18 protein-coding genes and 1 tRNA gene are annotated in these 20,984 nt (G+C 75.4%); 6 read left to right on the top strand and 13 right to left on the bottom strand.

What is annotated here, in order from left to right:
• Positions 1-7 precede the first annotated feature (7 nt).
• Complete coding sequence (gene helR, locus F1D97_RS01330; RefSeq protein ID WP_236121949.1) at positions 8-2,203, bottom strand: RNA polymerase recycling motor ATPase HelR; 2,196 nt, start codon at positions 2,201-2,203, stop codon at positions 8-10.
• 246 nt (positions 2,204-2,449) lie between these two features.
• Positions 2,450-2,896, bottom strand: a complete 447-nt coding sequence (locus tag F1D97_RS01325) for a hypothetical protein (RefSeq protein WP_236121948.1) — start codon at positions 2,894-2,896, stop codon at positions 2,450-2,452.
• 354 nt (positions 2,897-3,250) lie between these two features.
• Here F1D97_RS01325 and F1D97_RS01320 point away from each other — a divergent pair, with 354 nt between their 5' ends.
• Together F1D97_RS01320 and F1D97_RS01315 are read left to right on the top strand one after the other, a co-directional pair.
• A complete protein-coding gene (locus F1D97_RS01320) occupies positions 3,251-3,883 on the top strand; it encodes a GNAT family N-acetyltransferase (protein WP_236121947.1) in 633 nt (210 codons plus the stop codon).
• Positions 3,884-4,066: 183 nt separating this feature from the next.
• On the top strand, positions 4,067-4,366 hold the full coding sequence (locus F1D97_RS01315) for a DUF1540 domain-containing protein (RefSeq protein ID WP_236121946.1): 300 nt from the start codon (positions 4,067-4,069) through the stop codon (positions 4,364-4,366).
• Between the two features lie 131 nt (positions 4,367-4,497).
• Here F1D97_RS01315 and F1D97_RS01310 read toward each other — a convergent pair whose 3' ends face one another.
• Together F1D97_RS01310 and F1D97_RS01305 are read right to left on the bottom strand one after the other, a co-directional pair.
• Positions 4,498-5,394 (bottom strand): phosphotransferase family protein, encoded by an 897-nt coding sequence (locus F1D97_RS01310; RefSeq protein WP_236121945.1) that lies wholly within the window; start codon positions 5,392-5,394, stop codon positions 4,498-4,500.
• Positions 5,395-5,587: 193 nt separating this feature from the next.
• Positions 5,588-6,343 (bottom strand): hypothetical protein, encoded by a 756-nt coding sequence (locus F1D97_RS01305; protein WP_236121944.1) that lies wholly within the window; start codon positions 6,341-6,343, stop codon positions 5,588-5,590.
• A 143-nt stretch (positions 6,344-6,486) separates the two neighbouring features.
• Between F1D97_RS01305 and F1D97_RS01300 the strand changes: the two genes are divergently transcribed.
• The gene (locus tag F1D97_RS01300; protein ID WP_236121943.1) at positions 6,487-10,476 is read left to right on the top strand and encodes a sigma-70 family RNA polymerase sigma factor; all 3,990 of its coding nucleotides are present in this window, start codon (positions 6,487-6,489) and stop codon (positions 10,474-10,476) included.
• 51 nt (positions 10,477-10,527) lie between these two features.
• On the opposite strand, the gene F1D97_RS01295 is transcribed toward F1D97_RS01300, so the two are convergent.
• Complete coding sequence (locus F1D97_RS01295; protein WP_236121942.1) at positions 10,528-11,193, bottom strand: NAD(P)H-binding protein; 666 nt, start codon at positions 11,191-11,193, stop codon at positions 10,528-10,530.
• A gap of 90 nt (positions 11,194-11,283) precedes the next feature.
• On the bottom strand, positions 11,284-11,919 hold the full coding sequence (gene upp / locus F1D97_RS01290) for a uracil phosphoribosyltransferase (protein ID WP_236121941.1): 636 nt from the start codon (positions 11,917-11,919) through the stop codon (positions 11,284-11,286).
• A gap of 128 nt (positions 11,920-12,047) precedes the next feature.
• Between upp and F1D97_RS01285 the strand changes: the two genes are divergently transcribed.
• Positions 12,048-12,485 (top strand): nucleoside deaminase, encoded by a 438-nt coding sequence (locus F1D97_RS01285; protein WP_236123449.1) that lies wholly within the window; start codon positions 12,048-12,050, stop codon positions 12,483-12,485.
• Positions 12,486-12,497: 12 nt separating this feature from the next.
• Here the strand turns inward: F1D97_RS01285 and F1D97_RS01280 are convergent, their stop codons facing one another.
• A complete protein-coding gene (locus tag F1D97_RS01280) occupies positions 12,498-13,181 on the bottom strand; it encodes a VOC family protein (RefSeq protein WP_236121940.1) in 684 nt (227 codons plus the stop codon).
• Between the two features lie 190 nt (positions 13,182-13,371).
• Positions 13,372-14,277 (bottom strand): NAD-dependent protein deacetylase, encoded by a 906-nt coding sequence (locus tag F1D97_RS01275; protein WP_396022547.1) that lies wholly within the window; start codon positions 14,275-14,277, stop codon positions 13,372-13,374.
• A 120-nt stretch (positions 14,278-14,397) separates the two neighbouring features.
• Between F1D97_RS01275 and F1D97_RS01270 the strand changes: the two genes are divergently transcribed.
• Positions 14,398-14,487, top strand: a tRNA-Ser gene (locus F1D97_RS01270).
• Between the two features lie 127 nt (positions 14,488-14,614).
• Here F1D97_RS01270 and F1D97_RS01265 read toward each other — a convergent pair.
• Positions 14,615-14,992, bottom strand: coding sequence for a hypothetical protein (locus tag F1D97_RS01265; RefSeq protein WP_236121939.1), 378 nt, complete (start codon positions 14,990-14,992; stop codon positions 14,615-14,617).
• A gap of 308 nt (positions 14,993-15,300) precedes the next feature.
• Positions 15,301-16,803 (bottom strand): MFS transporter, encoded by a 1,503-nt coding sequence (locus tag F1D97_RS01260; RefSeq protein ID WP_236121938.1) that lies wholly within the window; start codon positions 16,801-16,803, stop codon positions 15,301-15,303.
• Positions 16,804-17,058: 255 nt separating this feature from the next.
• Between F1D97_RS01260 and F1D97_RS01255 the strand changes: the two genes are divergently transcribed.
• On the top strand, positions 17,059-17,652 hold the full coding sequence (locus tag F1D97_RS01255) for a TetR/AcrR family transcriptional regulator (RefSeq protein WP_236121937.1): 594 nt from the start codon (positions 17,059-17,061) through the stop codon (positions 17,650-17,652).
• Between the two features lie 149 nt (positions 17,653-17,801).
• Here the strand turns inward: F1D97_RS01255 and F1D97_RS01250 are convergent, their stop codons facing one another.
• The 3 genes from F1D97_RS01250 to F1D97_RS01240 form a co-directional block, all read right to left on the bottom strand.
• Complete coding sequence (locus tag F1D97_RS01250) at positions 17,802-19,280, bottom strand: NAD-dependent succinate-semialdehyde dehydrogenase (protein WP_236121936.1); 1,479 nt, start codon at positions 19,278-19,280, stop codon at positions 17,802-17,804.
• A gap of 185 nt (positions 19,281-19,465) precedes the next feature.
• The gene (locus F1D97_RS01245) at positions 19,466-20,179 is read right to left on the bottom strand and encodes a carbon-nitrogen hydrolase family protein (RefSeq protein WP_236121935.1); all 714 of its coding nucleotides are present in this window, start codon (positions 20,177-20,179) and stop codon (positions 19,466-19,468) included.
• Between the two features lie 115 nt (positions 20,180-20,294).
• Positions 20,295-20,789 (bottom strand): hypothetical protein, encoded by a 495-nt coding sequence (locus F1D97_RS01240; RefSeq protein ID WP_236121934.1) that lies wholly within the window; start codon positions 20,787-20,789, stop codon positions 20,295-20,297.
• Positions 20,790-20,984 lie beyond the last annotated feature (195 nt).

Here is a 20,984-nt window from a genome sequence, read left to right as displayed (position 1 = left end):
TTAGCGCTCACCGGCTCCGCCCACCCGCCGGCGCGCTCGCGGGTGTCAGGACGACGAGCGTGTGCGTCGCGCGGGTCATCGCGACGTAGCGGTCGACCGCGGTCGCGACCTCGTCGTCCCCGTCGCCCCACGCGCCCGGGTCGACCAGCACGACGAGGTCGAACTCCAGCCCCTTGGCGGTCCGCGGCGTGAGCGCGCGGACCCGGTCGGCGAGCACGCCGCGCAGCGTGCCCGGCAGTGCGGGCGCCGGCGCCCCGATCACGCACGCCACCCCCTCGTGCCGCCTCAGCCAGCCCGTCAGGACCGCCGTCAGCTCGTCGACCGACCCGTGCTCCACCGGCCGGCGCGTGCTGCGGATCGACGTCGGGACGTTCGCGTCGGGCAGCACCGCGCGGATCACCGGCTCCGCGGCCGCCATGACCTCCGCGGGCGTGCGGTAGTTGACGCCCAGCGTCGCGAGCCTCGCCCCGCCCAGCCCCACGCGCTCCAGCCGCTCCTGCCACGGCTCGGCGAACCCCCGCCGCGCCTGCGCCCGGTCCCCGACCACCGTCATCGACCGCGACGGGCACCGTCGCGCGAGCATCAGCCACTCGGCGTCGGTCAGCTCCTGCGCCTCGTCGACGACGACGTGCGCGAACGGCCCCGCGAACGGGTCGACGGGCGCCTGCGGCAGCGCCGCGCGGTCCACGAGCGCGTCGCGCAGGTCGTCGACCCGCAGCATCGTCATGACCTGCAGCTCGGAGTCGTCGCTCGCGACGAGGTGGTCCACCACCTCGGCCATCGTCGCCCGGTCCGCGGCCGCACACGCCGCCGCCGCCCGGCGCCGACTGGACGCCGTCGCGTCGCCGAGCCGTGCCCGGGCCGCGTCGAGCAGCGGCAGGTCCGCGACCGTCCACGCGGTCGGGTCCGTGCGCTGCAGCAGCGCCACCTCGTCGGGTGTCAGCGACGGCGCGCACAGCCGCAGGTACGCCGGCACCGACCACAGGTCCGCGACGAGGTCCGTCGGCTCGATCAGCGGCCACGCGCGGTTCAGCGCGTGCAGCAGGTCCGCGTCCGCCGCGAGCGCCGCACGCACCCGGTCCGCGGGCACGTCGTCCACCTTGGCCGCGAGGATCTCCACGAGCTCGGCGAGCACGTCGTCGCGCGCCTCGTTGTGCGGCGTGCCGTCCTCGGGCGCCGCGAACGCGTCCGCCCAGTCTGCGGGCGTGACCGGCACGTCCGCCCACGGGGTCTCGACGAGCAGGCTCGTCGTCGGCGGGCGCTCCGAGAACCGCACCGCCGGCTCGACGGCCTCGACGAGCGCGCGCGAACCCTTGAGCCGCGCGACCCGCGGGTCGGCCTCGGGGACGGCCGCCGCGCCCTCGGGCACCAGGTCCCGCAGCGTGCACGTGCGCACCCCGTCCTCACCCAGGCTCGGCAGCACGTCCGACACGTAGTCGAGGTACGGCTCGTGCGGCCCGACGAACAGCAGCCCGCCGCGCCGGTGCCCCAGCCGCGGGTCCGCGTACAGCAGGTACGCCGCGCGGTGCAGCGCCACGACCGTCTTGCCCGTGCCCGGACCGCCGTCGACGACGAGCGGGCCCGCCGACCCCGCGCGGACGATCGCGTCCTGGTCCGCCTGGATCGTCGTCAGCACGTCCCGCATCCGCGCGGACCGGCTCGCCCCGAGCGACACGAGCAGCGCCGAGTCGTCGTCCGGCGCGACCCTGCCCGCCGGCACCGCGTCCGGCACCAGGACCTCGTCCCAGTAGTCCGTGACCCGCCCGCGCGTCCACCGGTACCGGCGCCGCGCGACCGCCCCCATCGGCCGCGCGGGCGTCGCCGCGAAGAACGGCTCCGCCGTGGGGGACCGCCAGTCCACGAGCAGGCGCGTGTCGTCGGCGTCCGTCAGCCCCACCCGGCCCACGTACACCGCCTGCCCGTCCGCGGCCAGCGTGCGCCCGAGGCACAGGTCCAGCCCGTACCGGCGCAGGGTCCGCAGCCGCGCCGAGAGCCGGTGCACCTCCTGGTCACGCTCCAGCGCCGCGGTGCCCGACCCACCCGGCGCGCGCCGGGCCTCCGCCAGGCGGTCGGTGAGCTCGGCGACCTGCTGCTCGAGCCGCGCCGCGACGCGCGCCAGGTGCGCGTCGTCGTCGGCGATCAGGCGCGGCTCGGACTTGGCGGCGTGGGGGACGTCGAAGACGGTCAGGGGAAGGGTGGGCACGCTCGGCTCCCGGGGGTTCACGGCGCCCGGGGACGGCTCGGCGGGCGCGACGAGCGCCGATCATCCGCCTCGACGGGGGCCTTGCCGCAAGACCCCCTGTGCTCTATACGTTGAAGAGGGAGAGCACCGCACGGATGCTCTCCCTCGTCGTGCCCGGCCCGTCAGGTCCGGCCCGCCAAGTCCGGCCTATCCAGTCCGGCGGGACACTCCGGCGTGTCACGTCGGGCACGCCACCGCCCGTGCGGGTCAGGCGCAGTAGTCGCACACGCCCGTCGCGGGCAGCGTCATCGAGCACGTCGGGCAGATGGCCGCGACGGGCTCGGGGGCCGCGGTGCGGCGCGTGGGGGTGGCCCGCGGGGTCGTCGTGCGTGGTGCGCGGGGCGCACGCGTCGTGGTGCGCGACGACGAGCGTGCCCCGGCCGCCGACGAGCCGCCCGGCTCCGTGACCTCGAACCCACGCTTGCGCAGGATCGCCGCCGCGGACCCGATGCTGCCGACGACCTCGTCGGACGGTGCCAGACGCCCCGTGGCGAAGCGGTGCGCGACCCCGAGGACCGCCGGCAGGTCGTAGCTCGAGCCCTCGTGCACGATCGCGTAGCCCGGCGTCGGCGCGTAGCCGTAGACCCCGAGGAAGCCGTCACGACCGCGGGAGTCGTACTCCGCGATCGCCTGGAGGACGTGCTGGCGCGTCACGCCGGAGAAGGTAGCCACGACGTCCCACCCTACGTCGCCGCCCCGCCACCGACGGCCCCCGTCCACCCCCACCCGTACCCCCGTCCCACCCACCGACCCCGTCGTTCCTCCGGCTCCGACCGGCCATTCCCGGAGCAACGACGACCTCGCCAACCGCCGTCCTGCCGACCCAGCCGTTCCTCCGGCTCCGGCCGGCCATTCCCGGAGCAACCGCGGGGTCGTCGGGGGTCTGTGAAGGGGTGGTGAGGGGAGGGGGTGGACGTGCGGAGGTCGGTCGAAAGGGACCGAGGGCCCATGCCGGACGAACCGCCGCCCGAGACGATTGGACAGTCGTCCAGGAGGGGAGATCAGCGGATGTTCGACGTCGGTGCGGCCACGCGCGACGAGATCCCGGCGGTCGCGGCCGTGCTCGGCGAGGCGTTCGCCGACGACCCCGTCGTGGTCGGGATGATCGGCACCGCCGACGGCCGCTGCGACCGGGCGACCGCCCTGTACTCCGCGCTGCTGCGCGCGGAGGACCCGGACGGCATCGAGGTCGACGTCGCACGCGACCGCTCGGGCCGGATCCTCGGCGCCGCGGTGTGGGAGCGCCCCGAGGCGCGCGGCGCGAGCCTGCGCGCACTGCTCCGCGAGACGCCCGGCTTCCTGCAGGCGCTCGGCCCGCTGCGGCTCCCGCTCGCGCTGCGGGGCTGGAAGGCGCTGTCGCGACACCGGCCCGACGAGCCGCACTGGTACCTCGGCGAGATCGGCGTGCGGGCCGCCCACCGCGGGACGGGCGTGGGCTCGCGGCTGCTGGCGCACCGGCTGCGGCACGTCGACGACCACGGCCACGGCGCGTACCTGGAGTCCTCGACGCCCCGCAACCGCGCGCTCTACGTCCGCCACGGGTTCGAGGCCCGCGGTGAGATCCGCGGCGTGCACGCGGCCCGCCCGACCGCCATGTGGCGCCCCCCGGCCGAGGCGGCCGGGCCGGCCGCAGCGCGCTGACCTCGCGGTCCGCCTGCCCGTTGAGCTTTACGCAACACCGCTGTGCGCAAAAACCGCCCCTGACCTGCGATGTTGCTCGAGCCGTCATGCTGGCGCGAGAGCGCGGGCGGGTCTACCGTCGAGGAAGGAGCCCTCGGCTCTGCATCTCGCAAGGTTCTCGACGGCCCACCCGGGAGGCGTGACATGACCGAGCTCATGGAGCTGCCAGCGATCGCCGAGTGCTCGGTGGCCGGCTGCTCGTACAACGACCACTCGCACTGCCACGCGGCTGCCATCACCGTCGGCGGTACCGGCGGCGACGCCCAGTGCGCGACGTTCATCCCGCTGACGGTCAAGGGCGGGCTGGACAAGGTGCTCAGCCACGTCGGCGCGTGCCAGCGCCAGGACTGCTCGCACAACTCGCACCTCGAGTGCACCGCGGACTCGATCCGCGTGGGCAGCGGCCATGACATCGCCGACTGCCTGACGTTCGCGCCGCGCTGACGTCAGCCGGCCACGGACGCCGCCGCCCGCCCGGAGTCGCTCCGTGGCGGGCGCCGCGCTGAGCGGGCGGCCCGAGAGGGCTCGGGCGGGACGGGGTACGACGAGCGTGCGGGTCGGCTGCGGGTCGGGCGTCAGGACGCGACGCGCACCAGCTCGCGCACCAGGTCCGCGGCGTCGCCGACGAGCTCCTTCTCGCCCGTGAGCAGGCCGGGGTCGGTCCGGCGGACCTCGGCGGCCGCGTCGAGCGCCGGCACCGGTGAGACCGGGCTGCGCGCGAGGAACGCCGCGAGGAAAGCGCGCGCGGCGTGCGAGTAGTCGCCCCCGGCGTCGACGGCGACCTCGGAGATCATCAGCGCGGTGAGCGCGACGTCGAGCTCCGGCGTCGCGGCGCGGGCGTTCGCCCAGTCGACGACCGACGGGCCGTGGGTGTCCGAGAGCACGACGTTGCCGGGGTGCAGGTCCAGGTGCGCGACGACCGGCCCGGCGGAGAGGTGCGGCCACCGCGTCTCGTCGTGCGGCACGTCCTGAGGGGCGGGGATCTGGTGCAGGCGCTCGTGCAGGTCGACGAGCAGCTGGGAGCCGTCGGCGATCGAGATCTCACCCGCGGCGAGGGCCTGCAGGAGCGTCGGCCCGTGCAGCCGCTCCATGAGCAGGTTCGGGCCCTGCGCGACGAACACCGCCGGCACCGGGAACCCGTGCGCGGACACGTGCTGCAGGAGCCGGGCCTCGGACGTCGCGTCCTGGCCGCAGCGGTAGCGGCGCAGCACGTAGTCCTCGTCCAGCGCGTACACGTCGGCGCTCGAGCCCGACGCGAGCACCGGGCCCGGGTCGTCGAGGGTCAGGACGTCGGCCGAGGGGACCGGTCCGGGGGTGCGTAGCGGCGTGCGCGGGGCCGCGTGCAGACCATGTGGTTGCGGCAGCGAACCGTGCGGCGCGGCCGGGGCGCCGGCGGGCGCCGGGGGGTCGTCGGAGCGCTCCGAGCCCTGAGGTGCTGGGTCGTGCGAGGCGGCGATTCCGGACGGGGTCATGCATCGAAAGTAACCCCGCCGCGCCGGTTTGCACCCGTCGAGATCCCCCCGATCCGCGACACGCCGGGCAGATCGCGTGACATCGGGACGAACGGCCTACTCGTGAGTAACTCTCGTCGGATCCTCCGTCCGGGTGTCGCTCGATGGGGTGAAGCGGCGCGCGTCGAGGCAGGGGCACCGACGCACGCCGCGGTCAGGGGCGCGCGAGCTGCGCGAGACGGCGCACCGCGCACTCGTGCGTCGGGGGCAGCGGCTCGACCCAGCAGCGCAGGGGGCGTCGCGTCACGCCCTCGACACGCAGCGCCACGACGCGCTCGTCCGCGCGCCGACGCAGACGCGCCACCGGCTCGTCGGTGCTCTCGTCGTCGCCCACGAGCACGACGAACGCGCCCCCGCCGATGCTCGCCATCGCGCGCGCCGGCCCGAACACCTCGCGCAGCGCGGCGCCCACCGCCGCGGACCTGGCGAGCCGGCTCAGCGCGTCGGGCACGCCCGCCGCCACGTCGACGACGAGCAGCCGGCCCGTCGGGACGTCGTCGGGATAGCACTCCATGAGGCGAAGCCGCAGGTAGTCGGCGGACGGCAGGCCCGACCCCGCGTCGAGACCCAGCGGCATCGTGACTCCACCGGCCTGCGCGTCCGCCCACCCCGTGCACAGGGCGCGGAGCACGTCCAGGGGCGGCTCGGGGCGCGACGTCGTGCGGTACAGGCACGCCAGGTCGTCGATCGTCTCGGCGATCCCGACGCCCGCCTCACCGCGGGCGCCGCCGAGGCGCGCGGCGGCGGGCACGGGGTCGTCGTCGAGCAGCAGCGCGATCGCCACCTCGTCGACGGCGGGGTGGTACCAGTCGGAGGGACGGCGCCACACGGAGGCGACGCTCTCGCGGCGCCAGCGCTCGAGCAGACGCGACGGCTGGGTGGGCAGCAGAGGTCCGGTCTCGGTCGTCACGCCGGATGAGAGCGGCTCCTGGTGCAGGTGTGACGGCACTTCTGGGTGTTTTCACCCGGTGGGCGCATCGAGCGGGTGACTCGACTGTTTCCTGTGTGTCGGGCCGATATGTCACCCTGGTACCGATTTCGCGCGGATCAACCGTGCCACGAGCAAGCCGGGACGAGGTCGAGGTGGAGGCGCAGGCGGCTGTCGTGCGCAGCGACGCGGAGCTCATCTCCGCGGTGCGCGCAGGCGACGAGTCGGGCTTCGCCGCGCTCTACGAACGTCACGCGGCCGCCGCGGCCGTCGTCGCGCGGCAGTACACGGACAGCGCCGCGGACGCCGACGACGTCGTCGCGGACGCGTTCACCGCCGTCTACTCCGCGCTGCGCAACGGCAACGGTCCCGACGAGGCGTTCCGGGCCTACCTGTTCACGGTCGTCCGGCGCACCGCGGGCGTGCGGCGCGAGGGCGCGCGGCGCGTGCAGCCGACCGACGACCTCGCGACCCTCGAGGCCGGGACGGCGCTCGCGGGCACCGCGGAGGAGCCCGCGCTCGAGGGCTTCGAGCGCGGCGTCGTCGCTCGCGCCTTCCACTCCCTGCCCGAGCGGTGGCAGGCCGTGCTGTGGCACACCGAGGTCGAGGGCCTGCCGCCCGCCGAGATCGCCCCCGCGCTCGGGCTGACCGCCAACGGCGTCGCGGCGCTCGCGTACCGCGCGCGCGAGGGCCTGCGGCAGGCCTACCTGCAGCAGCACCTGCGCGACCCGCTCGACGAGGGGTGCCGCGCGGTGGCCGGCTCGCTCGGCGCGTACGTGCGCGGCGGGCTGGGCACGCGCGAGAGCACCAAGGTCGCCACGCACCTCGAGGACTGCGACGAGTGCCGCGCGCTCGTCCTCGAGCTCGGGGACGTCAACCACGGGCTGCGCGCGGTCGTCGCGCCCCTCGTGCTCGGCCTCGCGGGGCTCGGGGCGCTGGCGCACACGCTGCCGCTGGGTGCGGCCGCCGCCGGGGCGGCCGGTGCGGCCGGTGCCGCGGGTGCCGGAGCCGCCGCGGGTACGGGTGCCGCCGGGTCCGGTCACCTCGCCGAGCTCGAGGGCGGCGCCGGAGCCGGCGCCGCCGGCGGCGGTGTCGCGGCGCTCACCGGTGGTGGTGCGGCCGCCGGCGCAGGCGGGGTCGCGGCGTTCCTCGCGAGCGTGCCCGCGGCCGTCGTCGCGACCGTCGCGGGTGCCGTCGCCGTCGCCGCAGTGGCCGCAGCCGTGGTGCTCGGCCTGGGTGCCGACCCCAAGGTGCTCGAGGCGGAGCCTCCCGTCGCGACCGCCACCGCCACGCCGACCGAGGCCGAGCCGACGACCAGCGCGTCCGCCGGCCCGACCGACGAGCCGACGCCGACCTCGTCGTCCGACCCGACCGAGCCCGCCGACCCCGGCGTGCCGCTGCCGCCCGGGGTCTTCCCCGACGAGCCCGCGCCCGGGCTCACGACCGACCCGACACCCGACCCGACGGGCGAGCCCACGTCGGAGCCGACCGCCGAGCCGACGAGCGAGCCGTCCACCGGGCCGACCACCGAGCCGTCGCCCGAGCCCGAGGAGCCCACGCCGCCGCCGCGCGCACCCGAGGTGGTCGTCGCGCTGCCCGCGGGCGGGCTCGTGCTCGCCGCGGGCGTCGGTCCGCAGGACCTCGCGATCACGCTGCGCAACACCGGCGGCCGTCCCGCGACCGACCTGAGCGCCGACCTGCTCCTGCCCGAGGGGGTGTCCCTGGAGGGCGTGCGCGAGGTCGCCGCCGCGGCACCGGTCCGGTCCACGGGCCCTGCGGTCGCCGGTGCTGTGGCCACGGGCGGCAGCGCCACGGTCGCGGCGCTGCGCGACAGCGTCCAGGCCCTGTCGCAGGCCACGGCCCAGGACGCCGCGCAGGCCGACTGGACGTGCCGCGGCGCGCAGACGCGCCGCGCGAGCTGCGAGCTGCCGTCGCTCGCCGCGGGCGGGGCCGCGCGGCTCGTCGTGCGCGTGGTCGTCGACGAGGCGTTCGACGCCGACGACGCGCAGATCGAGCTCGTCGTGACGGGCGTCGACGTCGACTACCGGCCGCCGCCGCTCGCGGTGCACGTGACGCCCAGCCCCGCGCGTCTCGCGGTCGCGTCCGCGCAGGAGTCGCTCGCGCTCGTCGCGGGCCGGGTGCGGGACGTGACGTTCGACCTGCGCAACGCGGGCCGCTCCGCGGGCGACCGGGCGCGCGCCGAGCTCGTGCTGCCGGACGGCCTCACGTGGACCGGGTCGGTCGCGTCCCCGGGGTGGGCCTGCGAGCCGGGCGCGACCGTGGTGTGCACGCGCGACGGGCTGCCGGGCCGCGGGCAGGTGCCGCTGACCGTCGGTCTGCGCGCGACACGTGACGCCACCGCCGCTCCCGTCGAGGTGCTGCTGAGTCCCGCGCCCGCGTCGTCGGCCCGCTCGGGGGTCCCCGTCACGCTGCAGGAACCCGCGACCCTCGCCCTCACGGCCGAGCCGACGGCGCTGACCGTGGCAGGCGGCCACACGAGCGTCACCGACGTCGCCGTGCGGAACACCGGCGACCTGCCGGCCGACGCGGTCACCCTCGACGTGACGCTGCCGCAGGGCCTCACCTGGGGCGGGCAGTTCGACGGCTGGAGCTGCGCCGTCGACGGGCCGCGCGTGCGGTGCACCGGCCCGGGCCTCGCCGCGGACGAGAGCGTGACCGTCGGGCTGCCGCTCGTCGCCGAGCCCGGAGCCGTGGGCGCGCTCGGCGCGGTCGTCGTCGCCGCGTCCGCCGACGACGCCGACGGCGCGAGCACGACGGTCGAGGTGCGGGGCCGGGCACCGGGACTCGAGGTGCGTTCCGCGGACGTCGTGCTGCAGTCCGGCGACCTCGGGCAGCTCGCGTTCGGCGTGCTCGTGACCGACGACGACGAGCTCGCGGCCGACGCGGCGCAGGTCCTCCTGCGCGCGACCCTGCCGGGCAACCTCGTCGTGCACGAGACCGGTGGCGTGACCGTGCCCGACGAGTGCACGGTCGACCCGAAGGGGCGCACGGTCGAGTGCACCTGGCCCGTGCTCGGGGCGGGCGAGACGGGCGAGGTCCTGCTCCCGGTGCGCTCGACGTACTCCGCGACCGGGACGGTGAAGCTCTCGGCGACCGCCGTCGGTCTCGACGAGCCGGTGACCGGGACCGCCGCCGTGCCCGGTCGGTCCGGCGGGCTCGCGCAGCGCTTCACGACGACGACCGGCGGATGGGACGTGACCGAGGCCGGTGCCGCGGTGCTCTCGTGCGACCCGGGACGCAAGGAGTGCCAGGAGGCGCTCAGCGGCAAGCGGGACAACAACTCGCAGGAGATGAAGCCCGTCGACCAGGCGCCGCCGAGCGGGCCGCGCGCCACGGTCCCGGTCTCGTCGAGCACCACGGTGCTCGTCCCCCAGGGGCGCGAGATCGCGTTCGCCGGGCTGTACTGGTCCGCCGTGCGCGGCAGCGGCGACGGATGGAGCGCACCGGTCGAGCGCGCGCTCGTGCGCGGCCCGGGCGGCGCGTACGCCCCCGTCCACGGCGAGAGCACCCGGCGCACCGACGGGCAGTACCGCGAGTACTACTCGACGTTCGCCGACGTCACCGACCTCGTGCGCGCGCGAGGCGGCGGGACGTGGTCCCTCGCCGACATGGCCGTGAGCACGACGCGCAAGGACTCGGACCCGACCTACTACGGCGGCTGGTCGCTCGTCGTCGTGTACTCCGCGCCGGGCGACGCCCGCGTGACCGTCTACGACGGGTCGCTGTGGGTCGGCACGGCCGCGGAGCCCGCCGCGTTCCGGTTCGCCGCGCCTGCCGGTTCGAAGGCGCGGGTCGGCGTCGTCGGGTGGGAGGGCGACCGGACGCTCAGCGGCGACCGGCTGCGCCTCGGCGGCCTGTGCACCGCGGCGACCACCGACCTCACGCCGCTGCGGTACGACGGCACGCCCGGCAGCGCCGAGAACGCGTTCGACTCGTCAGCGGTCGGCTGGTCGCACGCGTCGTCGCTCGGCATCGACGCCAAGGGTTTCGCCCCCGCGACGCTCCCGTGCGAGGTCTCCTCGCTCACGCCCAGCACCAGCGGCGACCAGTACCTCGTCGGCGCTATCACGCTGCGCACCGAGAACGTCGGTTAGGCAGCGGTAGGTCCGCTCGGTCGACCCGGACGGCCCGGACGGTCGGTTCGGTCAGTCCGTGCGCTCGGTCGCGGCGACCACCGCCGCCTCCACCGGCACCACGCCCGACACGAGCTCGAGCGTGAGCCCCGCCGACTCGGGTGTCGCCAGCAGCGCCGCGAGCACCGCGGCCACGTCCGCGCGCGGCACGCTCCCACGCTCCACGTCCTGCTCGAGCTGCACGTGCCCCGTCGGCTCGTCGTCCGTCAGGCGCCCCGGCCGCAGGATCGTCCAGTCCAGGTCACGGCCGCGCAGGTCCTGCTCGCTCGCCGCCTTCGCGTGCAGGTAGGCCGCGAACACGTCGTCCGCGCCCTCGGGCGCGCGCTCGTCGACGCCCATCGACGACACCAGCACGTACCGCCGCACGCCCGCCTGCTCCGCCGCGTCCGCGAGCAGCACCGCCGCCGCACGGTCGACGGTGTCCTTGCGCCGCGCACCGCTGCCCGGTCCCGCCCCCGCCGCGAACACCACGGCGTCCGCGCCCGCGATCGCACCCGCGACGTCCTCGACGTTGCAGCGCTCCAGGTCCAGGACCACCGCCTCGGCGCCGTCGCTCGTGACGGCGTCCACCTGGTCGAGGGACCGGATCAGCGCGACGGGCACGTCACCGCGCGCGGACAGCGCCCGGGACAGGTGCCGGGCGACCTTCCCGTGGCCGCCGGCCACCACCACACGCATGCCGCCCACGGTAGGCAACGACTCCCGCTCCGGCGACCGCTGCGGCGGTCCTGCAGGTCACACGTCCGGGTGGCGCTTCGGTCCGTCCGGTCAGACGACGCCGTACAGACGATCGCCCGCGTCGCCCAGGCCAGGGACGATGTACGCCTTCTCGTTCAGTCGCTCGTCGACCGCCGCCACGACGACCTGCACGTCCGCGCGGTCGCCCACGAAGTCCTCGACGACCTTGACGCCCTCGGGCGCCGCGATCAGGCAGACCGCGGTGACGTCACGCGCGCCGCGCTGCAGCAGGTAGTCGATGGCCGCGACGAGCGTGCCGCCCGTGGCGAGCATCGGGTCGAGCAGGAAGCACTGGCGACCCGAGAGGTCCTCCGGGAGCCGGTTGGCGTACGTGATCGCCTCGAGCGTCTCCTCGTCGCGCTGCATCCCGAGGAACCCGACCTCGGCCGACGGCAGCAGGCGCGTCATGCCGTCGAGCATCCCGAGCCCCGCGCGCAGGATCGGCACGACCAGCGGGCGCGGCGACGCGAGCTTGGTGCCCAGGGTCGTCGCGACGGGCGTCGTGATCTCGACCTGCTCGGTGCGCACGTCGCGCGTCGCCTCGTAGGCGAGGAGCGTGACGAGCTCGTCGACGAGCAGCCGGAACGTCGGCGACTCCGTCTTCTCGTCGCGCAGGACGGCGAGCTTGTGGGCGACGAGGGGGTGGTCGGCGACGTGCAGGCGCATGCCCTGAGGCTACTAGCCGGTAGACCCGGCCGTGCCGGGACCCACGGACATCCGTCTCGCCGGCCCGCGTGCGACATCATGGCTGCGTGGACAGGGGCCGGCCGGTGGACGTCGCCGACGAGTGGGCGATGGGCGTCGCGCTCGACGAGGCGCGGCGCGCGGTCGCGACCGGTGACGTCCCCGTGGGGGCGGTCGTCGTCGACACCCACGGCACGGTCGTCGGGCGTGGACGCAACGTGCGTGAGGCCGACGCCGACCCGACCGGGCACGCGGAGGTCCAGGCGCTGCGCGCGGCGGCCGAGACGCTCGGGCGGTGGCGCCTCGACGACTGCACCCTCGTCGTGACCCTCGAACCGTGCCTGATGTGCGCGGGCGCGACGGTGCTCGCGCGCATCCCGCGGCTCGTCCTCGGCGCATGGGACCCCAAGGCGGGCGCGTGCGGCTCGCAGTGGGACGTGGTGCGCGACCGCCGGCTCAACCACCGGGTCGAGGTGATCGGCGGCGTGCGCGAGCAGGAGTGCGGCGCGCTGCTGCGGCACTTCTTCGAGCTGCACCGCGAGGCCTGACGCACCGCGCGGTCAGACGACGGGGTCCTCGGACTGCGGCGGTGTCGCGGGCTCGGCGCCGTCGGGCCACGACGCGATGCACACGCGGTTCCCGGCGCGGTCGGACAGGATCCACGTCGCGGGCGCCTCCGCGTCCACGACGACGCGTCCGCCCGCCGCGAGCGCCGCCTCGACGCGCGCCCGGGCGTGCTCGCGCGCGACGGACACGTCGACGTGCATCGCGTGGCGCAGCAGCTTGGACTCGTCGAGCTCCTGCATCCACACCGACGAGCCGTGCCCGAGCGGGTCGACGCCGTTGTCGTCGGACGCCTCGTCGTACCCGAGGACCGCACGCCAGAAGTCGACGTCGAGGGCCGCGGCCTTGGCCGCGATCGCGAGCTGCACCTCCTGCACGGCGCCACGGTCCGGCGTGGCCCCGTGCGCGCGGGCCACCGCGGAGATCGCGCGCGCGAGGTCGACGTGCTCGTCGTCGAGGAGCCACAGGTCCCGCGTGAGCCGCACGCTGAGCCGCCCGTCGCTGATCCCGAGGTGCACGCCGACGCCCTCGATGTCCGGCACGTCGGCGATCGCGCTCGCCAGCCGTGCGGCGTCCGCGAGCGTCGGCACGCGGAACACGGCCGCCGCACCGCCGTGCAGCACCACCCAGTCGTCGACGCCGTCCGCGGCGAGGAACGCCCGCCACCCTCGCTCGCTCATGGCCGCCCGCTCATGACCGCCCGCTCATGTCCGCCCGCTCATGTCCGCCCGCTCATGTCCGCCCGCTCATGTCCGCCCGCTCATGTCCGCCCGCTCACGACCGTGCTCTCGACTGCTCGTTCATGCTCGCCCGCCCCTCGTCGTCTCCCCCAGGGCGACGCTAGACCCAGGCCCCGACACCCGCAGGTCGTCAGGACGTCGCCCGCGGCGTCGGCAGCCGGTCGCTGAGCGCCGCGAGCGTCTCGGACGTGCCGGCCTCGAGCGTGATCGTCGCGAGCCGGTCGCCGCGCGTCGCGCCGCGGTTCACGACGACGACCGGCCTGCCGGCCTTGACGGCGTGCCGCACGAACCGCAGCCCCGACTGCACCGTCAGCGACGACCCCGCGACGAGCAGCGCGTCCCCGGCGTCGACCATCGCGTACGCGCGCTCGACGCGCTCACGCGGCACCGTCTCGCCGAAGTACACGATGTCCGGCTTGAGCATCCCGCCGCACACCTCGCAGCCCGCGACGACGAACCCGCTGGTCCGCTCGACGACCGCGTCGGCGTCCGGCGCGATCTCCACGTCACCCACCGCGCCCACCGACTCAACGAAGCCGGGGTTCAGCTCCTCGAGCCGCTCGGCCAGGTGCGCGCGGGAGATCACGTGCCCGCAGGACAGGCACACCACGCGGTCGTACCGCCCGTGCAGGTCGATGACGTTGCGCGAGCCCGCGTCCTCGTGCAGCAGGTCCACGTTCTGCGTGATGACCCCCACGACGACGCGCCGCGCCTCCATCGCCGCGAGCGCCCGGTGCCCCAGGTTGGGGCTCGTGCGGTGCACGTGGCGCCAGCCCACGTGGTTGCGCGCCCAGTAGTGCCGGCGGAACGCCTCGTCGCCGACGAACTGCTGGAACGTCATCGGGTTGCGCGGCGGGGAGTCCGGGCCGCGGTAGTCGGGGATGCCGGAGTCCGTGGACACCCCCGCGCCCGTGAGCACGGTGAGCCGCTTGCCGCGCAGCAGCGCGACGACGTCCGCGAGCGTCCCCGCGGCCGGCCGGGGCTCGTCCGGGCGCTCGGTGCGCGGTGCCGCGTAGCGGGTCGAGCGGGTCGTCACCCCGCCCACGGTACGTCGCCGCACCGGCGGGCTCGCGGCGGACCGGGCACGGACCGGGCGTGCACCGGATCTGGGACGGATTCGGAGCATCGGCCCCGAGCGGGTACCCTTCTGCACCGAGGTAGCGTGTCCGAGCGGCCTAAGGAGCACGCCTCGAAAGCGTGTGTGGGTGAAAGTCCACCGTGGGTTCAAATCCCACCGCTACCGCCAGCCGAAGGGCCCCACCCGCAGTCACCTGCGCCGGTGGGGCCCTTCGTCATGTCCGGGTTCGGCTCAGCGGGGCGGGTCGGGTCAACGGGTGGAGAAGCGCTCGCCAGGCGAGCGCTTCTCCACCCGTTCACGGCGTCAGGAGCGGACGGTCGTCGCCGTCCGGGTGGGGCGCGGCCTGCTGGACGGCCGGGCGGTGCGACGCTGGCTGGTGCACGGCGGGCTGGTTCACGGTGGGCCGGTGCGCGGCGGGCTGCTGCACGGCGGGCTGCTGTCGGCCGGGCTCCTGCACGTCGGCCTGCTGGACGACCGCGGGCCGGGACGTCGTCCGGTCGCCGTCCGGCGCGGGGGTGCGGTCGCCCGCGGCGGCGACGGAGGGGACGGCGATCACGGTGCCCGCGACGACGGCGCACACCCCGGCGAAAGCGGACAGGCGGGCGGGCCGCCGCTGAGCACGCCCCGCACCGGCGAGCACGACGCGCGAGGTCGGCTGGCTGAGCTGGGACATCGGGTCTCCTCCGGTCGGTGCGGGTCGCGGTGCGTGGGCACGGATCGATGCAGGTCACGGCGTGTGTCGGCGGCGGGACCTGCATCGATCCCTGCACGCACCAGCGTGGTTCCCGGCGGCTGTGCGCCACCATCGGGGGACCACCCCAACCGGGGGTAGGGGAACCCCCACCGGTGTGTCGGGGTGCTGGGTGCGTGCGTCTCGCAGGAGCGGCCGGGCGAGCGGGGGATACGCGGGCGTGGAGGCGCTCCGAGGACGACGAGAGCCCCGGCCGCTGCGCCACGGTCGGGGCCTTCGTCGTCGGCACGTCAGTCCGCGAGGACGAGCTCGGGGGTGTCGACGGGGTCGACGACCGGCTCGACGACCACGGGTGCCTGGCGGGGCGGTCGGACGAGCGCGGCGAGCAGGACGACGGTCGCGGCGGTCAGTCCAGCGCCGACGAGGAACGCCTGCTGCGCCCCGGCGACGAACGCGTTGCGGGCCACCTCGGCCGCGGTCGAACCGACGGGCGTGGCCGCCCGTGCCGCCGCTTCGGCGACGGTCACGAGCACCGCGAGCCCGAGCGCCCCGCCGATCTGCTGCGAGGCGTTGACCAGCCCGGAGGCCGCGCCGGCGTCGCGCGGGTCGACGTCCTGCAGGCCGGCGGCGGTGAGCGGCACGAACGCGAGCCCGTTGCCGAGGCCGAACAGCACGAGCGAGACGAGGATCTGCGGGTAGTCGGTGCCGGCGTCGATGCGCGAGAGCAGCAGGAGCGCGGTGGTCGTGAGCGTGAGCCCGACGACGAGCAGCGGCCGGTTGCCGATGCGCTGCATGAGCCGCGCGCTGGCCTGCGACGCGACGAGCAGCATGACGGTGATGGGCAGGAACGCGACGCCGGTGGCGAGCGGGGTGTAGCCGAGGACGTCCTGCAGGAACTGCGTGAGGAAGAAGAACAGCCCGATCATCGCGGCCATGAGGAGCAGTCGCCCGCCGAGCGCGGCGGAGCGCGTGCGGTCGGCGAACAGCCGCAGCGGGGTGATGGGCGAGGGTGCGCGCAGCTCGGTGAGCACGAACGCGGTGAGCAGCACGGCGCCGACGGCGAACGAGACGAGCGTGGTGGTGGCACCCCAGCCGTCCTCGGCGGCCTCGACGAACCCGTAGACGAGCGCGGTCATGCCGACGGTCGAGGTGGCCGCGCCGACGAGGTCGAAGCGCCCGGGGTTGCGCGGCGTCTCGGGCAGCACGGCGCGCACGAGCGCGACGAGCGCGAGGCCGATGGGCACGTTGACGAACATGACCCACCGCCACGACGCCCACTGGGTGACGATGCCGCCGGCGATGAGCCCGATCGCGGACCCGCCGATGGAGACGGCGGAGAAGTAGCCCAGTGCGCGGGCGCGTTCGGCGCCCTCGGGGAAGCGGGCCATGAGCAGCGCGAGCGCGGACGGTGCGGCGAACGCGGCGCCGATGCCCTGGGCGGCGCGTGCGGCGAGCAGCACGCCAGGGGTGGCCGCGAGCCCGCCGACGAGCGACGCGACGGTGAACACGGCGATGCCCGCGACGAGCACGCGGCGCCGGCCGAGCACGTCGCCGGTGCGGGCGCCGAGCAGCAGGAGCCCGCCGAACGCGAGCGTGTAGGCACTGAGGACCCAGGACAGGCCGGCAGGGGTGAAGCCGAGCGCGGACTGCAGGTCCGGCAGGGCGACGTTCACGATCGTCATGTCCAGCACGAGCATGAGCTGGGTGGTGAGGATCGCCGCGAGGACGAGCGCGGACGAGGCTGGGCGGGTGCGGGCGGCGGTGCGACGAGCAGGGGACGCGGGCGCGATCATGGCGGACCTCCGCGGGGTTAGGATGGGAGCAGAAGCGGAACCCGCCTCCGGATATGACTATACGGAGGATGCCTCCGCTTTCGCAACAGTGTTGTTCGCGACCCCGTGGGAGCATGTCGTCCGACGACGACGGCACGCGCACGGCGGACGAGCACGACGAGCACCACGAGAACGACCAGCACGACGAGAACGACCGGCACGACGAGAACGACCAGCACGACGACGAGACCGGCGCGGACGAGCGAGGAGGGTCCGGTGGACGACCAGACCACGACCGCACGCCCCCTGCGCGCGGACGCCGCACGCAACCGCGCCAAGATCCTCGAGGTCGCGGGCGCCGCGTTCGACGCGCACGGCACCGAGGTCTCCCTGGAGGACGTCGCCAAGGAGGCCGGCGTCGGCATCGGCACGCTCTACCGGCACTTCCCGACGAGGCTCGACCTCATCGCCGCCGTCTACCGCTCGAGCCTCGACGCGTTCGTCGCGCACGCCGACGAGCTGCTCGCCGAGCGGCCCGCTGCGGAGGCGCTCGACGACTGGGTGCTGTCGTTCGTCGACTACGTGATCCGCAAGCGCGGCATGGCCGCGGCGCTCAAGGCCGGGCTCGGTCCGGACGTCCAGCAGGTGTTCGCCGAGGGGCGCGAGCGGATGCTGGCCGCCACGTCACGGCTCGTCGTCGCCGCCCAGGAGCAGGGCGCGATCCGCACGGACGTCGACGCGGTCGACCTGCTGCGCGCCGTGAGCGGCGTGTGCCTCGCGGGCACCGAGACCGCTGACCGCGAGAGCACGGTGCGCATCCTGCGCCTGGTCCTCGACGGCCTGCGCTGGTCCGCCCCCACCCCCGCCTGACCCGCACTCGCCCGGGTCGGGCGTGAGTTCGTCGTGAAGTCGTGCGTTTCTCGCCAAGTCGTGCAGAGCAACGCACGAGTTGGCGAGAAACGCACGACCTGGCGGGGGATGTGCGACCAGGGGACCAGCCCGGCACCGGCGCGCGGTGGTCAGGCGAAGGGGTCGGGGGTCAGGGTGTACTTGGTCTGGAGGTACTCGTGGATGCCCTCCGCGCCGCCCTCGCGGCCGAGGCCCGAGTGCTTCCAGCCGCCGAACGGCGCCGCGGCGTTCGACACGACGCCCACGTTGAGCCCCATCATCCCGGTCTCGAGGCGCTCGACCATGCGCTGCCCGCGCGCCAGGTTCTCGGTGAACACGTAGGACACGAGCCCGTACTCGGTGTCGTTGGCGAGGCGCACGGCCTCGTCCTCGTCGTCGAACGGGACGATCGCGAGCACGGGACCGAAGATCTCCTCGCGCAGCAGCGCGGAGCCGGGCCGGACGTCGGCCAGGACGGTCGCGGCGTAGAACGAGCCGGGGCGGTCCAGCCGCGTGCCGCCGGTGAGCACCCGCGCGCCGCGCGAGACGGCGTCGTCGACCAGGTCCGCGGCCTTCGACACCGCGCGGTCGTCGATGAGCGGGCCGATCGTCACGCCCTCCTCGGTGCCGCGTCCGGTGCGGAACGCTGTGACGCGCTCGGTGACCCGGCGCGCGAACTCGTCCGCGACCGAGCGGTGCACGAGGAACCGGTTGGCGGCCGTGCAGGCCTGGCCGATGTTGCGGAACTTCGCGGCGATCGCGCCGTCGACGGCCGTGTCGAGGTCCGCGTCGTCGAACACGACGAACGGCGCGTTGCCGCCGAGCTCCATCGACGTGCGCAGCACGCCGGGCGCGGCCTGCGCCAGGAGCTGCTGCCCGACCTCCGTCGAGCCCGTGAACGAGAGCTTGCGCAGGCGCGGGTCGCTCAGGATCGCCTCGGAGACTGGGCCGGTCCGCTTCGTCGTGACGACGTTGACGACGCCCGCCGGGACGCCCGCGTCCAGCAGGAGCTGCGCGAAGAACAGCGTGGTGAGCGGCGTGAGGGACGCGGGCTTCACGACGACCGTGCACCCGGCCGCGAGCGCCGGCGCGATCTTGCGCGTGGCCATGGCCAGCGGGAAGTTCCACGGCGTGATGAGGAAGCACGGGCCGACCGGGTGCTGCGACACGATCATGCGGCCGGTGCCCTCGGGGTTCGCGCCGTAGCGGCCCTGGACGTGCGTGGCCTGCTCGGAGAACCAGCGCAGGAACTCCCCGCCGTACGCCACCTCGCCGCGCGACTCGGCCAGCGGCTTGCCCATCTCGACGGTCATGAGGAGCGCGACGTCGTCCGCGCGCTCCTGCAGCAGGTCGAACGCACGCCGCAGGACCTCGGCGCGCTCACGGGCTGGCGTGGCGGCCCACGCGGGGAACGCCTCGGCTGCGGCGTCGAGCGCAGCGGTGCCGTCGGCGGCGGTCGCGGACGCGATCTCCTTGACGACCGAGCCGTCGCTCGGGTCGTGGACGGTAAACGTGGCGCCGTCGGACGCGGGGCGCCACCGCCCGCCGATGAGCAGGCCGTCGGGGACCCGCCCGAGCAGGTCGGCCTCGCGGCCAGGGTTCTCCGTCATGCGGGCTCCTCCGTCTCCGGCGGCCCGACCGCAGGCTCGTCGTGACCCGCGCGCCAAGGCCCGCCCCCGCGAGGGTGCCACGCCCCGCGCGCCCCGGCACGGCGGGTCGCGGCAGGATGCCACCGGGTGGAGAAACGCTCGCCAGGTGAGCGCTTCTCCACCCGCACGCGACCCGGAGTCGGGCGTCAGGTCAGGGTCGCGGTCGTCAGGGTGCCGGGGGTGGGTCCCGTCTCCGTCACGAGCTCGCCGCGGGCGTCGTGGACGGACGAGCAGCCCGCGGTCTCGTCGAAGCCGCCGCCCGTGGGCCCGGCGAAGCTCGCCACCGCGACCGGGGCGCCCGTCGTGCGCGCGATGACGAACGCGCGGGCGCGGCACTCCTCCAGGTCCTCGGGCAGGTCGACCACGCCCGCCGCGACGAGGTCCACGCCGAGCCGCGCGACCTGCGCGGTGTGCCGGCTCTGGCCGGTGTCGCGGCAGATCGCGAGCCCCACGCGCCACCCGTCCACGTCCGTCGTGGCCGCGCCGGGTCCGGGCGTGAACCGCTGCGACTCGGAGCCGTGCAGCCACACCTTGCGGTAGACGACCCGCACGCCGTCCGCGTCGAACCGCAGCATCGCGATCGACTCGCGCTCGCCCTCGGCGACCGGCGCGCCGACGAGCGCGACCGCGCCCGTCTCGTGGCACGCGGCGACGAGCGGCGCGAGCGCGTCGTCGGCCAGGTCGACCGCGGGCGCGTCCAGGTCGTAGCCGGTGAGGGACATCTCGGGGAACACGACGAGCCGGGCGCCGGACGCGCGCACGGCGTCGGCGTGCGCCGCGACGGTGGCGCGCAGGTCACCCGCGGTGACGACGGGCTGCGCGACCGCGACGGACAGGGACGGTGCTCGTTCGGTCAGCACAGCGCCGACCGTACTCCGGCTGCCGCCCGCCGAGAACGGCGTCGCAGCAGGTTCACCAGGGCGGACGGGGTCGGGGCCCGGGACGCGACGCGCCCCGGGCCCCGACCTGCTGGGCTCAGACCCAGTCGGACCTCGTCAGCCAGATGTTCCACACGCTCGGTGCGGCGCTGCCGCACGAGTAGCCGTTCCACGGCGCGCCCGCCGCGGCGAGCGCCTGCCTGCCCCGGCTCTCGCAGCTCGGGATCGAGGACGCCGAGCCGACCCACGAGGTCTGCACGACCTGCCAGACCATCGGCACCTGCACCTCGACCTGCTCCGTGCGGTACTCGTAGAGCTTCAGCTGCCAGTCCCACATGCCGACCTGCGTGCACGTGTAGTCCGTCCACGCGCCCTGGTACTTCCAGCCCGGCCACGCGCGGCCGCAGGCCTCGTGCGAGCCGTACAGCGTGGGCACGGTGTAGCGCTGGACGAGCACCTTCTGGGTCTGGGTGACGGTCTTGGTGGGGACCGGTCCGGGCGGCTGCGGGGCGTTGGCGGCGGAGCTCGGGGCGGCGATCGCGACCCCGGCGACCAGCAGTGCGGCCAGGACCGCGACGGACCTTCTGAACATGGAACGCACGGTGGCGTCCTCCTTCGTGTCGAGCACGACGTCGTCGTCGTGCGGGACCTCCTGCGCGGGCGCGCAGAAGCAGGCCGTCGGTACGGGGGGTCGACGGGCGCACGTGCACCGGCGGCGCACGGACGTCAGGGGTGGGAGCGGGACGACGAGCGCCGTGGTTGCGCTCCCATGCTGCGCGCGGGCGGG

Origin of the sequence: Cellulomonas palmilytica (genome assembly GCF_021590045.1) — a bacterium.
GTDB classification, from domain to species: Bacteria; Actinomycetota; Actinomycetes; order Actinomycetales; family Cellulomonadaceae; genus Cellulomonas; species Cellulomonas palmilytica.
This window is presented reverse-complemented; position numbering and strand designations above follow the sequence as displayed.